Annotated in this window: 18 protein-coding genes; 12 read left to right on the top strand and 6 right to left on the bottom strand. The window is 65.0% G+C overall.

The window, feature by feature from the left end:
- Positions 1 to 184: 184 nt before the first annotated feature.
- From ccmA to J2Y63_RS25375, 5 genes are all read left to right on the top strand, one after another.
- The gene (gene ccmA / locus J2Y63_RS25395) at positions 185 to 826 is read left to right on the top strand and encodes a heme ABC exporter ATP-binding protein CcmA (protein ID WP_435268353.1); all 642 of its coding nucleotides are present in this window, start codon (positions 185 to 187) and stop codon (positions 824 to 826) included.
- A gap of 205 nt (positions 827 to 1031) precedes the next feature.
- On the top strand, positions 1032 to 1691 hold the full coding sequence (gene ccmB / locus J2Y63_RS25390) for a heme exporter protein CcmB (RefSeq protein ID WP_256119540.1): 660 nt from the start codon (positions 1032 to 1034) through the stop codon (positions 1689 to 1691).
- Between the two features lie 60 nt (positions 1692 to 1751).
- On the top strand, positions 1752 to 2522 hold the full coding sequence (locus tag J2Y63_RS25385) for a heme ABC transporter permease (RefSeq protein WP_435268352.1): 771 nt from the start codon (positions 1752 to 1754) through the stop codon (positions 2520 to 2522).
- Positions 2519 to 2686, top strand: coding sequence for a heme exporter protein CcmD (gene ccmD / locus J2Y63_RS25380; RefSeq protein WP_435268351.1), 168 nt, complete (start codon positions 2519 to 2521; stop codon positions 2684 to 2686). Before J2Y63_RS25385 ends, ccmD begins: the two co-directional genes overlap by 4 nt.
- Positions 2683 to 3291, top strand: a complete 609-nt coding sequence (locus tag J2Y63_RS25375) for a DsbE family thiol:disulfide interchange protein (RefSeq protein ID WP_435268350.1) — start codon at positions 2683 to 2685, stop codon at positions 3289 to 3291. Before ccmD ends, J2Y63_RS25375 begins: the two co-directional genes overlap by 4 nt.
- A 3-nt stretch (positions 3292 to 3294) precedes the next feature.
- On the opposite strand, the gene J2Y63_RS25370 is transcribed toward J2Y63_RS25375, so the two are convergent.
- The 5 genes from J2Y63_RS25370 to J2Y63_RS25350 form a co-directional block, all read right to left on the bottom strand.
- Positions 3295 to 3945 carry a septation protein A gene (locus J2Y63_RS25370; protein ID WP_435268349.1) on the bottom strand — a complete coding sequence of 217 codons (651 nt, stop codon included), beginning with the start codon at positions 3943 to 3945 and terminating at the stop codon, positions 3295 to 3297.
- Positions 3942 to 5468 (bottom strand): signal recognition particle-docking protein FtsY, encoded by a 1527-nt coding sequence (ftsY, locus tag J2Y63_RS25365; protein WP_435268348.1) that lies wholly within the window; start codon positions 5466 to 5468, stop codon positions 3942 to 3944. Before ftsY ends, J2Y63_RS25370 begins: the two co-directional genes overlap by 4 nt.
- A gap of 12 nt (positions 5469 to 5480) precedes the next feature.
- Positions 5481 to 6770 carry a tRNA (N(6)-L-threonylcarbamoyladenosine(37)-C(2))-methylthiotransferase MtaB gene (gene mtaB / locus J2Y63_RS25360; RefSeq protein ID WP_435268347.1) on the bottom strand — a complete coding sequence of 430 codons (1290 nt, stop codon included), beginning with the start codon at positions 6768 to 6770 and terminating at the stop codon, positions 5481 to 5483.
- On the bottom strand, positions 6767 to 7666 hold the full coding sequence (dapF, locus tag J2Y63_RS25355; protein ID WP_435268346.1) for a diaminopimelate epimerase: 900 nt from the start codon (positions 7664 to 7666) through the stop codon (positions 6767 to 6769). The genes mtaB and dapF overlap by 4 nt, the downstream gene beginning before the upstream one ends.
- A gap of 79 nt (positions 7667 to 7745) precedes the next feature.
- On the bottom strand, positions 7746 to 8828 hold the full coding sequence (locus J2Y63_RS25350; RefSeq protein ID WP_256119532.1) for an MBL fold metallo-hydrolase: 1083 nt from the start codon (positions 8826 to 8828) through the stop codon (positions 7746 to 7748).
- A 307-nt stretch (positions 8829 to 9135) separates the two neighbouring features.
- On the opposite strand from J2Y63_RS25350, the gene ffh reads away from it, so the two are divergent.
- From ffh to trmD, 5 genes are all read left to right on the top strand, one after another.
- Positions 9136 to 10707 carry a signal recognition particle protein gene (ffh, locus tag J2Y63_RS25345; protein ID WP_435268345.1) on the top strand — a complete coding sequence of 524 codons (1572 nt, stop codon included), beginning with the start codon at positions 9136 to 9138 and terminating at the stop codon, positions 10705 to 10707.
- 11 nt (positions 10708 to 10718) lie between these two features.
- The gene (locus J2Y63_RS25340; RefSeq protein WP_435268344.1) at positions 10719 to 11042 is read left to right on the top strand and encodes a chorismate mutase; all 324 of its coding nucleotides are present in this window, start codon (positions 10719 to 10721) and stop codon (positions 11040 to 11042) included.
- A gap of 39 nt (positions 11043 to 11081) precedes the next feature.
- Positions 11082 to 11444, top strand: a complete 363-nt coding sequence (rpsP, locus tag J2Y63_RS25335; RefSeq protein WP_256119530.1) for a 30S ribosomal protein S16 — start codon at positions 11082 to 11084, stop codon at positions 11442 to 11444.
- Positions 11445 to 11571: 127 nt separating this feature from the next.
- The gene (gene rimM / locus J2Y63_RS25330; protein WP_435268343.1) at positions 11572 to 12150 is read left to right on the top strand and encodes a ribosome maturation factor RimM; all 579 of its coding nucleotides are present in this window, start codon (positions 11572 to 11574) and stop codon (positions 12148 to 12150) included.
- Position 12151: 1 nt separating this feature from the next.
- A complete protein-coding gene (gene trmD / locus J2Y63_RS25325) occupies positions 12152 to 12847 on the top strand; it encodes a tRNA (guanosine(37)-N1)-methyltransferase TrmD (RefSeq protein WP_435268342.1) in 696 nt (231 codons plus the stop codon).
- On the opposite strand, the gene J2Y63_RS25320 is transcribed toward trmD, so the two are convergent.
- Positions 12829 to 13575: a sulfite exporter TauE/SafE family protein gene (locus J2Y63_RS25320; protein ID WP_435268341.1), complete on the bottom strand. Its 747-nt coding sequence runs from the start codon at positions 13573 to 13575 to the stop codon at positions 12829 to 12831. The two genes, trmD and J2Y63_RS25320, sit on opposite strands and share 19 nt — an antisense overlap.
- 296 nt (positions 13576 to 13871) lie before the next feature.
- Here J2Y63_RS25320 and rplS point away from each other — a divergent pair, with 296 nt between their 5' ends.
- Complete coding sequence (gene rplS / locus J2Y63_RS25315; protein WP_319324045.1) at positions 13872 to 14417, top strand: 50S ribosomal protein L19; 546 nt, start codon at positions 13872 to 13874, stop codon at positions 14415 to 14417.
- Positions 14418 to 14567: 150 nt separating this feature from the next.
- Entirely contained in the window at positions 14568 to 15365 is a 798-nt protein-coding gene (locus tag J2Y63_RS25310) for a transporter substrate-binding domain-containing protein (protein WP_435268340.1), read from the top strand.
- Positions 15366 to 15367: the final 2 nt, after the last annotated feature.

The following is a 15367-nucleotide window of genomic DNA, read 5'->3' as shown; positions in this document are numbered from 1 at the left end:
CCATTTCCGCTGTCCGTACGCGAGAATCATTCCCGTGTTCGGCGCTTGGATGAAATTCACGCCGACCGCTGGCGTGTTGCGGGCGTTATAGATAATTTCCACCAAACGTTCCAGAGCGCTTATAGGCAAATCGGGACAATTTTTTTGCGTTGCGACCAAGGTCGTAAAAGGAAAGTGAACAGCCATGCGGCTCGTGGCCGAGGGATTGAGCGCCACGCGCGGCGAGGACCTGATTTTCCAAGATATTTCCTTCGAAATCGCCGGCGGCGAGGCGCTTGTCGTCAAGGGGCCGAACGGGTCCGGCAAGTCGACGCTGCTGAGGGTTCTGGCGGGTCTGCTTCCGGCGGAATCCGGCACGGCGAAGCTGCTTGCTGCACCGCACCCGGTGGAGCGGCTCGGCGAGGCCTGCCACTATCTCGGTCACCGCAATGCGATGAAGCGCGAGCTTACGGTCGATGAGAATCTCGCCTTCTGGAAGGACTTCTTCGGGGATTTCCCCGGAGGCGTGGGTGTGGAGGTCGACGAGGCGGTCGAATCAGTCGGCCTCGGCGGCATCGCGCACCTTCCCTTCGGCTATCTCTCCGCCGGCCAGCAGCGCCGCATGGCCATGGCGAAATTGTTGGTCGCCTGGCGGCCGGTGTGGATCCTCGACGAGCCGACGGCGGCGCTGGATGTTGCGGCCGAGAAGATGTTTGCGGGGTTGGTGACGGCGCATCTTGGCAGCGGCGGCATCGCGATTGCTGCGACTCACCAGCCGTTGGGGTTGGAGGGGGTGAAGGAGTTGCGGATGACGGGGTTTGCGGGCGTGGCGGAGACAGTGTGGTGATGCCTATGCGCTTCGCGACCCCCCTCTGCCCTGCCGGGCATCTCCCCCTCAAGGGGGGAGATTGGCAAGAAGCACGCTGGTTGCCCGGTTTTCCTGGCCTAAGTTTGGCGAGACGTCGCAACGATTCGATCTCCCCCCTTGAGGGGGAGATGCCCGGCAGGGCAGAGGCGGGTGAGCCACATCTGAAACGCCCGAGGATGCAGGCATGATCGCCCTCCTCGCCCGCGACCTCAAGCTCTCCGTCCGCGCCGGCGGCGGCGCCTTGATCGGCGTGCTGTTCTTCATGACGGTCGTCGCCGTCATTCCCTTCGGCGTCGGCCCGGATCTCAATCTCCTCGCCCGCATCGGCCCCGCCATCCTCTGGATCGGCGCCCTGCTCGCCTCGCTGCTTGGCCTCGACCGGCTGTTCCAGGCCGAACGCGAAGATGGCTCGCTCGACCTGCTCCTGATGCAGGAGACGCCGCTGGTGCTCACGGTGTTCGTCAAATGCATCGCGCACTGGCTCGCGACGGGCCTGCCGCTCGTCATCGCCGCGCCGCTGCTCGGCCTGTTCATGAACATGGACGAGACGGCAATCGCTGCGACGACGCTGACGCTGCTCGCCGGCACGCCCGCCATCACGTTCATCGGCGCGGCGGGGGCGGCGATCGCCGTGGCGCTGCCGCGCGGTGGGCTGCTCGTCTCCATCCTCGTGCTGCCGCTCGCCATTCCTGTGCTGATTTTCGGCGTCAGCGCGGTCTATGCGGCGATCCAGGAGCCGGCGCCGTTCTTGCCGCCGTTTCTCATTCTCGTCGCCCTCAACCTGCTCTTCGCGGTCATCGGGCCGGTCGCAGCCGCCGCGGCACTCAGGCTTTCGAGCGACTGACACGAATGTGATTGCGGCAGATCAATTGAAGATGCCGGGCTGACACGTTAAAGAACCATCATGAGCGAACCGAGCCTTGCCATCCGAAAATTCAGTGATCTCGCCAACCCGACGCGGTTTCTGGCGCTGGTCGCCATCGTCTGGCCCTATCTTGCCGGGCTGACGCTCTGTCTGTTCGCGGTCGGGCTCTATCTCGCCTTCACCACGGTCGGCGATTACCAACAGGGCGAGACGGTGCGCATCATGTATGTGCATGTGCCAGCCGCCTGGCTTGCTATGATGTGCTACACGGTGATGGCGCTATCCGCGCTCGGCACGCTCGTCTGGCGCCATCCTCTGGCCGATGTCTCCGCCAAGGCCGCCGAGCCCATCGGTGCCTGTTTTACGCTCGTCGCCCTCATCACCGGCTCGCTCTGGGGCAAGCCGATGTGGGGGACGTGGTGGGTGTGGGATGCGCGGCTCACCTCCGTCTTCGTGCTGTTCCTGATGTATCTCGGCCTGATCGCGCTCAACCGCGCCATGGACGACCCGACGCGGGCCGCCAAGGTCAGCGCCGTGCTGATCCTCGTCGGCTTCGTCAACATCCCGATCATCAAGTTTTCCGTGGAATGGTGGAACACGCTGCACCAGCCGGCGAGCGTCATCCGCCTGGATGGCCCGACGATCTCGGCCGAGTTCCTGCGCCCGCTGCTCGTCATGGCCATCGCCTTCACGCTGCTGTTCTTCACGCTGCACATTCTCGCCATGCGCAACGAAATCCTGCGCCGCCGCATCGCCGTGCTGCGCCGCCATGCCGCGCGCGCCGCCGGCCGCGAGGGAGATGCCGCATGAGCCACGCCTTCTACGTCACGGCCTCGTATATCGCCGCCTTCTCCGTCAGCATCGGCCTGATCCTCTGGGTCTGGCTCGATCATCGCAGCCGCCATCGCGAGCTCGAACGGCTGGAAGCGGCCGGCGTGCGGCGCCGCTCGGCACGCACCGAGGACGCCCGATGAGCGAGACGGAAAGCAATGCCGAAGGCACGGGCACCCGCACGCGCGTCATTCTCGCCGCTCTGCCGCTGGCGATTTTCCTTGGCCTTGCGCTGATCTTCTGGACGCAGCTCAATTCCGGCCGCGACATTTCCGAAATCCCCTCCGCGCTGATCGGTACCAAGGCGCCGTGGCGTGATCTGGAGCCGCTCGCCGGCGCCGTAAAGGATGGTCTGCCGATGCCGGCGCTGACCGCGGAAGGCGCCAAGGGCAAGCTGACGCTCGTCAATTTCTGGGCGTCCTGGTGCGTGCCCTGCCGGCAGGAGCACCCGGTCATCCTGTCGCTCTCGAAGGACCCGCGCCTCAATGTCGTGGGCGTCAACTACAAGGACGGCAGCGAAAATGCGCTGCGCTTCCTCGGCGAACTCGGCAATCCGTTCTCAGCCATCGGCCTCGATCCCGTCGGCAAGATGGCGATCGACTGGGGCGTCTACGGCATTCCGGAATCCTATCTCGTCGGCCCGGACGGCACGATCCTCTACAAGAAGGTCGGCCCGTTCGACGAGAACAGCCTCAAGAACGGGCTCTTTCCAGCCATCGAGAAGGCGCTCGGCGCGCCTGCAAGCTGAGGCTCAGGGCGCCTTGCCCTCTTCCGGCGGCTCGATGGAATGGCGCATGATCAGCGGCATCTGCGAGAGCGTGAAGAGGATGGTGATGGGCATGGTGCCCCAGACCTTGAAGGCGACCCAGAAATCCGTCGAGAAGGAGCGCCAGACCACTTCGTTCATCACCGCGAGGAAGAGGAAGAACAGGCCCCAGCGCAACGTCAGCTTGCGCCAGCCCTCGTCCGTCAGCTTGAAGGCGGCGTGGAAGACGTAGCCGAGCAGGGATTTTCCGAAGAACAGTCCGCCGAGCAGGATGGCGCCGAACAGCGTGTTGACGATGGTCGGCTTCATCTTGATAAAGGTGTCGTTCTGCAGCCAGAGCGTCAGCGCGCCGAAGACGAAGACCACGATGCCGGAGATGAGCGGCATCATGGGCAGAGTGCGGGTCAGGATCCACGAGACGATCAGCGCCAGTGCGGTCGCGGCCATGAAGAGGCCGGTGGCGATGAAGATCGGCCCGCCCATTTCGGCAAGCACGGGAAATTGCGCGGCCAGCCATTCGCCGCGGGAATTGGCGAAGAAGAAAACGACGAGCGGCCCCAGCTCCAGCACCATCTTGAGGAGGGGGCTGACCTTCTCCTCGGCCTTGGCCGGCACTTCCAGCGTTGCCTTGCTCATGCTTCAACTCCTGCGATCGCCTGCGCGAAATCCTTGGCCTCAAAGGGTTCGAGATCGTCGACCCCTTCCCCGACACCGATGAAATAGACCGGCAGCTTGTGTTTGGCGGCAATCGCCACAAGGATGCCGCCGCGGGCCGTACCGTCCAATTTTGTCATGATCAGGCCCGTGACGCCCGCAACGTTGCGGAAAATCTCGACCTGGTTCATCGCGTTCTGCCCGGTGGTAGCGTCGAGCGTCTGGAGAACGGTGTGCGGCGCGTCCGGATCGAGCTTGCCGAGCACGCGCACGATCTTTTCCAGCTCCGCCATCAGCTCCGTCTTGTTCTGCAAACGGCCGGCGGTATCGACGATCAGCACGTCGCTCTGCTTCAGCTTCGCCTGTTCGTAGGCCTCGTAAGCCAGTCCCGCCGCATCGGCGCCGAGTTTGGAGGAGACGATGTCGGAGCCGGTGCGCTCCGCCCAGATTTTCAACTGTTCGATCGCCGCCGCGCGGAAGGTGTCGCCGGCGGCAAGCATGACCTTTAGGCCCGCGCCGGAAAGTTTGGCGGCGAGCTTGCCGATCGTCGTCGTCTTGCCGGTGCCGTTGACGCCGACGACGAGGATGACATGCGGCTTGTGGTTGAGGTCGAGTTCCAGCGGCTTGGCGACCGGCGACAAAACCTTGGTGATCTCGCTTGCCATGATGCGCGAGACGTCGGTGCCGGTCACGTCCTTGCCGTAGCGCTCGGAGGCGAGCGTGTCGGTGATGCGCAGCGCCGTTTCCACGCCGAGATCGGCCTGGATCAGCAGGTCTTCGAGGTCCTGCAACGTCGCGTCGTCGAGCTTGCGCTTGGTGAAGAGGCTGGTGATCTGGCCCGTCAGTTGCGAGGAGGTGCGCGACAGGCCCTCGCGCAGGCGCTGGAACCAGGTGCGCTTTGGCTGCTGTGCGACGACCGCCTCGACCGGCGTGCGCTCGGCGGTGGCAAAACCCTTCGGCAGGACCGGCGTTTCAGCCTTCGGCTCGATGCGTGCCGCTTCTTCGAGCACGGGGTCCTCGGCTTCGGCGGGGGGCTCCTCGACCGGTGCGATCTCGTCTTGCGCTGCCGCGGGTTCTTCCTCGACGATTTCTGCGACCGGCTCCGCGGCAGCTTCTTCCTCGATGATCTCTTCTACTGGCGCGAAGGCCTGTTCCTCGATCGCTTCGGCTTCCGGAGCGACGTCGTCATCTGCGGGTCCGCCGGCCGTCTCGATTTCAGCCGGCGAGACGGGGTCTTCGGCGACCGGCAGGGCGGGGGCGTGCGGGAGCGGGTAGATATCCGGCTCGGCTTCGGCCGGGACGTGATGGGGCGCCTCGGGATTGGCGGCCTCCGCTTCTTCGAGCAGGGCATCGCGCTCTTCGGCGATGGCTGTCTTCGGCGTCTCGATCACCGGTTCCGGCACCGTCTCGATGAACTGCGGCTCGGCAAGCGGCGCCTCCGTCTCCGGCTCGGCGGCGGTGTCTTTTCCGAATGTAAAAATCTTCTTGATAAAGCCGAAGGCCATGAAATGTGTCCGCTAGTTGCGAAGGGAGGCGGTACCGGCAAGGATCGCTGGCCGCATCGTCAGGTGTTTTCCATTGTGGCCGGTGATGGTCACCGGCACAAGCGCACGAGGCTTGAGGCCCGCGGCGTCGACGAGCGTAAAATTCTCGGTATGGGCGAGACCGTTGTTCTCGACCAGGATTTCCTGTGTGCTGCCGACCATCCCTTCGAGATGGGCCTCGTGCAGGCGTTTTCCAACGTCGCGCAGGCGGCTGGCACGCTCCTTCACGAGCGCCCGATCGAGCTGCGGCATGCGCGCGGCGGGCGTGCCGGCGCGCGGGCTGTAGGGGAAGACGTGCAGGTGGGCGATGCCGCAGTCCTCCGCATGCCGCGCGGCATTGGCGAACATCTCTTCCGTCTCCGTCGGGAAACCGGCGATCATGTCGGCGCCGAAGCTCGTTTCCGGACGCAAGGTTTTCACGCGCTCGCAGAAGGCGACGGCGTCGGCGCTGGAATGGCGGCGCTTCATGCGCTTCAGGATCATGTCGTCGCCATGCTGGAGCGAGAGATGCAGGTGCGGCATGAAGCGCGGCTCGTCGGCGATCAGGTCCCAGAGGTGATCGTCCGCCTCGATGCTGTCGATCGAGGAGAGGCGCAGGCGGCGAATCTCCGGCACCTGTTTCAGCAGCGACTTGGCGAGCTGGCCGAGGCTCGGCTTGCCCGGCAGGTCGCCGCCGTAGCTGGTGGCGTCCACGCCGGTCAGCACGATTTCCGAATAGCCGCCCTCGACGAGTTTTCGCGCCTGCTCGACGACGGCGCCCATCGGCACGGAGCGGGAATTGCCGCGGCCATAGGGGATGATGCAGAAGGTGCAGCGATGGTCGCAGCCGTTTTGCACCTGCACGAAGGCGCGCACATGGCCGTCGATGAGTTTCACCATCTGCGGCGCGGTCTCACGCACGCTCATGATGTCGTTGACGCGCAGCTTTTCTTCCGCCGAGACGCCGAAATCCGGCAGCGCGCGGTAGGCGGCGCTTTTCAGCTTCTCCTCGTTGCCGAGCACGGCGTCGACTTCCGGCATTTCGGCAAAGGTGTGCTTCTCCGTCTGCGCGGCGCAGCCGGTGACGATGATGCGGGCATGGGGATTGTTGCGCCGCGCGCGGCGGATCGCCTGGCGGGCCTGGCGCACGGCCTCGCCGGTGACGGCGCAGGTGTTCACCAGCACGGCATTGTTGAGCCCCGCCTTCTCGGCCTCGGCGCGCATCACTTCCGATTCGTAGGTGTTGAGCCGACAGCCGAAGGTTATGACCTCGACGCCGCTCAAAGGGCGGCCGCCTCGGCATCGTCCCGGCGGAAGGCGCCGGTCGTGGGGTCGAGCGTGCCGGACCATTCCCATTCGGCGGGCCCGGTCATGATGACGTGGTCGTCGTTGCGCCATTCGATCTGCAACGTGCCGCGGTTCGGGCTGCTGGCGACGGTGATGGCCACCTTGCGGCCGGTGCGGCCCGTGCGCGCGCCACTGACACCGGACGCGCAAGCGGCGGAACCGCAGGCGAGCGTCAGGCCGGCGCCGCGCTCCCAGGTGCGGGTCGTCATAGAGGTGGTCGAGGTGACCTGCGCCAGCGTGATGTTGGCGCGTTCCGGAAACATCGGGTGGTTTTCCAGCAGCGGGCCGAAGCGTTCGAGATCGTAGGACATCACGTCGCGGTCGACCCAGAAGACCGCATGCGGGTTGCCCATCGAGGCGACGGAGGGCGAATGCAGGATCGGCGCGTCGATCGGGCCGATCTGCAATTCGATGCGGCTGGTGTCGTAGAATTCCTCGGCGAGCGGAATCCGGTTCCACTCGAAGATCGGCTTGCCCATGTCCACCGAGATCGTGCCGTCCTCATGCTCGACGGCGTTGAGGATGCCGGCGACGGTCTGGAAGGTGAAAATTTTCTTGCCCGTCTCGGCGGCGAGCGCCTGCACGACACAGCGCGTGCCGTTGCCGCAGGCCTGCGCCTTCGAACCGTCCGAATTCAGGATGTCGATCCAGGCATCGGTGCCGTCGACCTTGGGGTCGTGGACCGCCATGATCTGGTCGAAGCGGGTGGCGGGATCGGCGTTGAGGGCGATGGCCGCGGCGGGCGTCACGACATCGGCGCGGCCACGCATGTCCACGACCAGAATCTTGTTTCCCAGCCCGTTCATCTTCGCGAAATCGACCGTCTCTGTCATCACGTCTGCCCGTCTCGGGCCGAAAGGCCCCTTTGGGGGCTATATGGCGGAAAAGCCCGCGGATTTCCAGTGTCTTGCATCAGGCCGTGGCGGCGGGAACCTCGAAGACCTCGCCGGGCCGCAGCGCGCGGAAGCGCTCGCGGGCGATGCCGGCTGCGTCGAGGGCGGTTTCGAGTGCTGCCAGCGGTTCGTCCACGCCTTCGTTGGTCAGCCGGAACGTGCCCCAATGGTGGCCTGCCACATAGGCGGCGCCCGATGCCGCCATGCCCTGCACCGCCTCGTCGGGGTTCTGGTGCTGCGGGCGCATGAACCAGCGTGGCTCGTAGGCGCCGAAGGGCAGGTTGGCTAGGCGGATTTGCCCGTGTTTCTCGCGGACCGCCCGGTAATTGATGCCCTGGTGAAAGCCGGTATCGCCGATATGGTAGATCTTTCCGCCCGGCGTTTCGATGAGGAAGGCGGACCATAGCGCCATGCGGCGATCGCCGAGGCCGCGGGCCGACCAGTGGTGGCAGGGCTCGCAATGGAGGGTGACGTCAGTCGTCAGGGGCGTGCTGCCGCCCCAGTCCATGGTCGTGATGCGCCCTTCGCCGACGACCGGTCCCATGATCCTGTCATTGCCGAGCGGCGTGAAGATCAGGCAATTGTCACGCTCGGCCAGCGCCTTCAGCGTCGCGAGGTCGAGATGGTCGTAATGATTGTGCGTGACGAGCACCACGTCGATCTTCGGCAGGTCGGCGAGCTTGATGCCCGGCGGATTGACGCGCTTCGGCCCGGCAAAGGAGAAGGGGCTTGCCCGGTCGCTCCAGACGGGATCGGTCAGGATGTTGAGCCCGGCCGTCTGGATCAGCAGGGCCGCATGGCCCGCCATGGTCACGACCAGGCGTTCGCCCTCGACACGCGCTTCCGGCACGGCCGGCGGAAACGGGCTCGGCCAATCGGCGGGCCAGGCCGCGCGCCCGCCGCCGAACTGCCAGCGCATCAGCTCGAAGAAATTGTTCGGCTCCTCACCGTTCGGATTGAAGAAATGCGTGCCGTTGAAATGGTCGCTGACCGGGCCGTCATAATACCGGTTCGCCGCCAGGCTGCGGCTCGCAAACGCGCCACCCGCGAGCATCGTGAGGGCGCCTATACCGGACCATTTGAGAAACTTGCGACGGTTCATTGACGGAAGATAAGCGTCCACACCCTTTGCTGCAACGGGTCGCCGCGGGCTCGCGGAAATGTGACGAGAGGCGGGATTTGCCCGATGTCCTTGACTTTCCGGCCCCGATGGGGTTTAAGCCGCGCCATCTGCGACAAGTGAGACGACTTGAAGCCACCGACCGGGACCCAAAGCGGTATAAACAGATCCCGGAGGTCAACACCCGACAGCGCGATGCGCCCTCGGGTGCTTTTTGGCTTTGCGTCTTGTTTTTGTCACCGATGGCACCGACGTTTCCGCTACTTGCGGAAACAAGAAGGATGACGTGATGTTTGAAACACTCCAGGACCGCCTTGGCTCCATTCTGAATGGACTGACAGGCCGTGGCTCGCTTTCCGAGGCCGATGTCTCGGCGGCGCTGCGCGAGGTCCGCCGTGCGCTGCTCGAAGCGGACGTGGCGCTGGAAGTGGTGCGCTCCTTCACCGATGCGGTGCGCGAAAAGGCCGTCGGCGCGGAAATTCTGAAGTCGATCAAGCCCGGCCAGATGGTCGTGAAGCTCGTGCATGACGAGCTGATCTCGATGCTCGGCTCCGAGGGTGTGTCGATCGACCTCAATGCGGCGGCCCCCGTCGTCATCATGATGGTGGGTCTGCAAGGCTCGGGCAAGACCACCACCTCGGGCAAGATCGCCAACCGGCTGAAGACGCGTGACAAGAAGAAGGTCCTGATGGCCTCGCTCGACACGCGCCGTCCGGCCGCGCAGGAGCAGTTGCGCCAGCTCGGCGTGCAGGCCGGCATCGATACCTTGCCGATCATCGCCGGCCAGTCGCCGACCGATATCGCCTCGCGCGCCGTGCAGGCCGCAAAACTCGGCGGCCATGACGTCGTCATCCTCGACACCGCCGGCCGGACCCATATCGACGAGCCGCTGATGATCGAGATGGCGGAGATCAAGCGGAAGTCCAATCCGCATGAAATCCTGCTCGTCGCCGACGCGCTGACCGGTCAGGACGCGGTCAACCTCGCCCGCAATTTCGACGACCGCGTCGGCATTACCGGCCTCGTGCTTACCCGCATGGACGGCGACGGCCGCGGTGGTGCGGCCCTTTCGATGCGCGCCGTCACCGGCAAGCCGATCAAGCTGATCGGCGTCGGCGAAAAGATGGGCGAGCTGGAGGAATTCCATCCCCGCCGCGTCGCCGACCGCATCCTCGGCATGGGCGACATCGTCTCGCTGGTCGAGATGGCGGCGGAAAATATCGACGCCGAGAAGGCGGCCGCCATGGCCGCCAAGATGGCCAAGGGCAAGTTCGACCTGAACGACCTCGCCGACCAGCTGCGCCAGATGCAGAAAATGGGCGGCATGGGCGGCATCATGGGGCTGATGCCCGGCATGGCCGGCATGAAGGACAAGATGTCCGCCGCGGGCCTCGACGACAAGCTGTTCGGCCGCCAGATCGCCATCATCAATTCGATGACCAAGGCCGAGCGCGCCAATCCGGACCTGCTCAAGCATTCCCGCAAGAAGCGCATCGCGGCCGGTTCCGGCACCGATGCGGCCGACATCAACAAGCTTCTGAAGATGCACCGCCAGATGGCGGACATGATGAAGATGATGGGCGGCAAGAAGGGCGGCGGCATGATGAAGCAGATGATGGGCGGCCTTGCCGGCAAGATGGGCCTCGGTGGCCTTGGCGGCGGCATGGGCGGCATGCCCGATCTGTCGAAGATGGATCCGAAGCAGCTCGAAGCGCTCGCCAAGCAGGCGGAAGCGGCCGGCATCAAGCCCGGCAGCATGCCGGGCCTGGGCGGCGGCGGTCTTCCGGGCCTCGGCGGCGGCGGGCGTCTTCCGGGTCTTGGTGGCCTGCCGGGCCTTCCCGGCCTGCCGAAGAAGAAGTGAGGGGTTGAGGCATGACGATCGATCCGAAGGTCAAGCAGCAATTGGGAGAATACCGGCAGTCGATCGACAATATCGACGCTGCTCTTGTGCATATGCTCGCCGAGCGCTTCCGCTGCACCCAGGCGGTGGGCGTGCTGAAGGCGACGCATGAACTGCCGCCGGCCGACCCGGCGCGCGAGGAATACCAGATCGAGCGCCTTCGCCGCCTGGCGAAGGATGCCAATCTGGATCCGGATTTCGCGGAGAAGTTCCTGAACTTCATCATCCACGAGGTGATCCGGCACCACGAAGCCATTGCCGCTGAACACAGCGGCGCAAACCATACCCCTGCGTAAACCAAAACGTGGGTTCACCACTTTGAAGGAGAAAATGACATGGCACTGAAAATTCGTCTCGCCCGCGGTGGCTCCAAGAAGCGTCCGTACTACCAGATCGTCGTTGCCGACGCCCGTTCGCCGCGTGACGGCCGCTTCCTCGAGAAGGTCGGTTCGTGGAACCCGATGCTCGGCAAGGACGACGCCAACCGCGTGCAGCTCGACGCCGACCGCATCAAGGAATGGCTCTCCAAGGGCGCCCAGGCGACCGACCGCGTCGCCCGCTTCCTGGACGAAGCCGGCGTCGTGAAGCGCGAAGCCCGCAGCAACCCGGAAAAGGCAAAGCCCGGCAAGAAGGCGCTCGAGCGCGCTGCCGAGAAGAAGCAGAAGGAAGAAGACGCCGCTGCTGCTGCCGCCGAATAATCGACGGCGACATTCTTTTGAAGCGGGCGGCGTGTTTCATGCCGCCCGTTTTCGTTTGGAGCGGGACGCGGAACATCGTAAAGCGATTTCGCGCAGCAGAAGTTTCAAGGAACGCACGGAAGCAACCATGGTGAAACTGGAAAATCCCGTCCTCATGGGCACTGTCGGCGCGGCCCAGGGCCTGCGCGGCGAAGTCCGTGTGAAATCCTACACCATCGATCCCACGGCGATCGGCGATTACGGCCATCTCCACACGGATGACGGCCGCGCCTTTGAGGTGCTGGAGGTGCGCGAGGCGAAGAATGTCGTCGTCGTGCGCTTTCGCGGCATCAACGACCGCAACGCCGCCGAGGCGCTGAACGGCACCGATCTCTATATCGACCGCGACAACCTGCCGGACGAGGAGCTCGACGAGGACGAGTTCTTCTATGCCGACCTCGAAGGGCTGGAGGCCGTCGATGCCGAGGGCCGCAGCCATGGCACGGTCACGGGTATCTTCGATTTTGGCGCGGGCGACCTGCTGGAACTCAAGGGTCCCGGCAAGCGGCCGGTGCTCATTCCGTTTTCCGAGGCAGCCGTCTTGGAAATCGATGTTGATGGCGGGCGCCTGGTGATCGATCCGATTGCCGCCGGCCTCGAAGAAGAGGAAAAGGACGGGCCGGGCAGCCGGCGCCGCCGTCCGCCTGAAGAAGACGGCGGGGAATGACGTGGCTTTCCGCGCCACCATATTGACGCTCTACCCGGAAATGTTTCCGGGCCTGCTCGGCCAGTCGCTCTCCGGCAAGGCGCTGGCGCGCGGGGACTGGGCGCTGGATTGCGTGCAGATCCGTGATTTCACCACCGACCGCCACCGCACCGTGGACGATACGCCGGCGGGCGGCGGGGCGGGCATGGTGCTGAAACCCGATGTTTTGGCCCGCGCCATCGACCACGCTTCCGAGGGTGATAACCGTCCGCGCCTGCTGATGAGCCCGCGTGGCCGGCCGTTGACGCAGGCCCGTGTGCGTGAGCTTGCGGCCGGCGAGGGCGCGATCGTGGTCTGCGGCCGGTTCGAGGGTGTCGACCAGCGCGTCATCGATGGGCGGCAGCTCGAAGAGGTTTCGATCGGCGACTATATTCTCTCCGGCGGCGAGCCGGCGGCGATGATCCTGCTCGACGCGATCGTGCGCATCCTGCCGGGCGTCATGGGCAATGCGCTGTCCGGCGAACACGAGAGTTTTGAGGGCGGGTTGCTGGAGCATCCGCATTATACGCGGCCGCAGGTCTGGGAAGCGCAGGAGATCCCCGGCGTGCTGACCTCCGGCAACCACGCGGCCATCGACCGATGGCGACGCGAGGAGGCGGAAAAGCTGACGCGCGAGCGCCGGCCGGACTTGCTCGACGCTCAGCCCGTCGCGAAATAGTAGATCGTTAACGCAGCACCAACCGCGACCACCAGGCCGCGGATCACCGGCTGCGGCACGCGCCGCGCCGCCCACACGCCGGACCAGCCACCGAGCGCGCCGGCCGGCACCATGACGGCGGCCTGCGGCCAGCCGACCACGTCGCCGCTGGCGAAGACGATGATGGCGACCGCGGCGATCACCACGGCCAGGAAATTCTTCAGCGCATTGAGGCGATGGTAGTCGCCGCCCTTGGTGAGGCCCAGCACGGCGAGCATCATGATGCCCATGCCGGCGCCGAAGAAGCCGCCATAGATCGAGGTGAGGAACTGTCCGACGAAGCCGAGCGGCGAGACCGGCGTTTCGGCGTGCAGCGTCTTCGGCTTGAGATAGGGGCCGGCGGCGAAGATGATGGTGGCGGCGAGCAGCAGCCACGGCACCAGCGCGCGGAAGGACGGGTTGTCGAGCGACAGCAGCAGCAGCGCGCCGGCGAGGCCACCGACGAGCGAGATGCCGCCGAGCAGCGCCGCCTCGCGCCAGTCCGCCCTGATCTCCTTGGCATAGGCGAGCGAGGACGTGACGTAGCCCGGAAACTGGGTGATCGAGGAGGTGGCGTTGGCGACGATCGGCGGCAGGCCGGTCAGCGTCATCGCGCCGAAGGTGAGGAAGGTGCCGCCGCCGGCAATGGCATTGACCACGCCGGACAGGAATCCGGCGACGAAAAGCAGTATGGCATCGGCTATGGACATGATACTCCCGGCGGCAATGGTCGTGCCGCTTCTCCCTGTCCCGCGTGATAGCGTGGCGGTGAAAGGCGGGCAAGGGCCGAAAACCGGCTCTTTCGGGCGGATTCTTTCGGCCGTGGGGATGACAAGCAGGTTCGATTGGTGTATTGGCCCGCACGGATTTGGGATTACCCAGCCGACCTGCAAGCAAAGAATGGCGAATCCGCTCCGCCCGGTAACGGGCTAACCTTAGAGGCATGACCTTGTAAGGTGACCGTCGAGCGCTCTGGCTGTTTCAGAAAAACCAGAAGGTTAGACCGATGAACATCATCCAGCAGCTCGAAGCCGAACAGGCAGCGAAGATCGAAGCCAAGCGCCAGCTTCCGGAATTCTCCCCGGGCGACACCGTCCGCGTCAACGTCCGCGTGACGGAAGGTTCGCGTACCCGCGTACAGGCCTATGAAGGCGTGTGCATCGCCCGTTCGGGTGGCGGCATCAACGAGAGCTTCACCGTTCGCAAGATCTCCTACGGCGAAGGCGTCGAGCGCGTATTCCCGGTTTACTCGCCGCTCGTCGAAGGCGTCGAAGTCGTCCGCCGCGGTAAGGTCCGTCGCGCCAAGCTCTACTACCTGCGCGATCGTCGCGGCAAGTCGGCTCGTATCGTCGAGAACACCGGCACGCGCGCCCGCAGCCTGAACGACGCCGAGCGCGCCGCCGTTGCCGAGGAAAAGGCCCGTCTCGAAGCCGAGAAGGTCGCAGCCGCACAGGCGCTCGCCGCTGAAAAGGCCGCAGCAGAAGCCGCCGAGAAGGCCGCTGCAGCAGAAGCTGCCGAAGCCGCAAAGGCCGCAGAAGCCGCCGCCGAATAATCCGGTAGCTGCACACATTGATCGAAGCCGTCGGCCCTGGCCGGCGGCTTTTTGTTTTCGGGAAAGGCGGTTGCACACAAGCGCCGTGCTTGCCTCGCTGCCTGCTCCTGTGACAGTGTTCCGCCGCCACAATCCAGGAGCTTGAAGCCGATGTTTTCCCGCCGCGCCGTCCTTGCAGGCCTTGCCGCCGCTGCCCTCATGCCCGCTGTCGCCTTCGCCGCGGACCTGCCCGATCTCGGCGGCAAGTCCGTCGTCGTCGTAACGGAGAACGCCTATCCGCCGCTGCAATTCGTCGATCCGAAGACCGGCGAGCAGATCGGCTGGGAATATGACGCGATGAACGAGATCGCCAAGCGGCTGAACTTCAAGGTCGAGTACCAGAACACCAGCTGGGACGCGATGATCCAGGCGGTCTCCGACAATCAGTACAACATCGGCATGACCGGCATCACCATCAAGGACGACCGCAAGGAGAAGGTGGACTTCTCCGCGCCCTACATGCGCTCGCAGCAGTTCATGCTGGTGCGTGGCGACGAGGCCCGTTTCAAGGATGCCAAATCCTTCGCGGCGCTGACGGATGGCCTGGTCGCCGCCCAGCCCGGCACCTCGCCGTTCTACACCGCCGTCTACGAAATCCTCGACGGCAACGAGCAGAACCCGCGCATCAAGCTGTTCGAGACTTTTGGCGCGACCGTACAGGCGCTCCAGGCCGGCGACGTCGACCTGGTGCTCACCGACGGCGTTGCGGCCAAGGGCTATGTCGATGCCTCGGGCGGCAAGCTCAAGGTCGTCGGCGAGCCGCTCGGCACGGAGGATTTCGGCTTCATATTCCCGAAGGGCTCCGATCTCGTCGCACCGGTCAATGCCGCCATTGCCGCCATGACGGCCGACGGCACGCTGGAGGCGCTCAACAAGAAGTGGTTCCTGGACTACAAGATGGGTCAGTAGCG

The organism is Shinella sp. BE166, from assembly GCF_051201095.1.
Taxonomy (GTDB): domain Bacteria; phylum Pseudomonadota; class Alphaproteobacteria; order Rhizobiales; family Rhizobiaceae; genus Shinella; species Shinella lacus.
This window is presented reverse-complemented; position numbering and strand designations above follow the sequence as displayed.

Excerpts from the sequence above, each read along its gene's own strand:
- dapF (WP_435268346.1), bottom strand. The coding sequence starts at position 7,666 with ATGACAGAGACGGTCGATTTCGCGAAGATGAACGGGCTGGGAAACAAG.
- J2Y63_RS25370 (WP_435268349.1), bottom strand. The coding sequence starts at position 3,945 with ATGAGCAAGGCAACGCTGGAAGTGCCGGCCAAGGCCGAGGAGAAGGTC.
- rplS (WP_319324045.1), top strand. The coding sequence starts at position 13,872 with ATGAACATCATCCAGCAGCTCGAAGCCGAACAGGCAGCGAAGATCGAA.
- J2Y63_RS25310 (WP_435268340.1), top strand. The coding sequence starts at position 14,568 with ATGTTTTCCCGCCGCGCCGTCCTTGCAGGCCTTGCCGCCGCTGCCCTC.
- ccmA (WP_435268353.1), top strand. The coding sequence starts at position 185 with ATGCGGCTCGTGGCCGAGGGATTGAGCGCCACGCGCGGCGAGGACCTG.
- J2Y63_RS25385 (WP_435268352.1), top strand. The coding sequence starts at position 1,752 with ATGAGCGAACCGAGCCTTGCCATCCGAAAATTCAGTGATCTCGCCAAC.
- J2Y63_RS25350 (WP_256119532.1), bottom strand. The coding sequence starts at position 8,828 with ATGAACCGTCGCAAGTTTCTCAAATGGTCCGGTATAGGCGCCCTCACG.
- ftsY (WP_435268348.1), bottom strand. The coding sequence starts at position 5,468 with ATGGCCTTCGGCTTTATCAAGAAGATTTTTACATTCGGAAAAGACACC.
- rpsP (WP_256119530.1), top strand. The coding sequence starts at position 11,082 with ATGGCACTGAAAATTCGTCTCGCCCGCGGTGGCTCCAAGAAGCGTCCG.
- J2Y63_RS25375 (WP_435268350.1), top strand. The coding sequence starts at position 2,683 with ATGAGCGAGACGGAAAGCAATGCCGAAGGCACGGGCACCCGCACGCGC.
- ccmD (WP_435268351.1), top strand. The coding sequence starts at position 2,519 with ATGAGCCACGCCTTCTACGTCACGGCCTCGTATATCGCCGCCTTCTCC.
- J2Y63_RS25320 (WP_435268341.1), bottom strand. The coding sequence starts at position 13,575 with ATGTCCATAGCCGATGCCATACTGCTTTTCGTCGCCGGATTCCTGTCC.
- ffh (WP_435268345.1), top strand. The coding sequence starts at position 9,136 with ATGTTTGAAACACTCCAGGACCGCCTTGGCTCCATTCTGAATGGACTG.
- J2Y63_RS25340 (WP_435268344.1), top strand. The coding sequence starts at position 10,719 with ATGACGATCGATCCGAAGGTCAAGCAGCAATTGGGAGAATACCGGCAG.
- rimM (WP_435268343.1), top strand. The coding sequence starts at position 11,572 with ATGGTGAAACTGGAAAATCCCGTCCTCATGGGCACTGTCGGCGCGGCC.
- ccmB (WP_256119540.1), top strand. The coding sequence starts at position 1,032 with ATGATCGCCCTCCTCGCCCGCGACCTCAAGCTCTCCGTCCGCGCCGGC.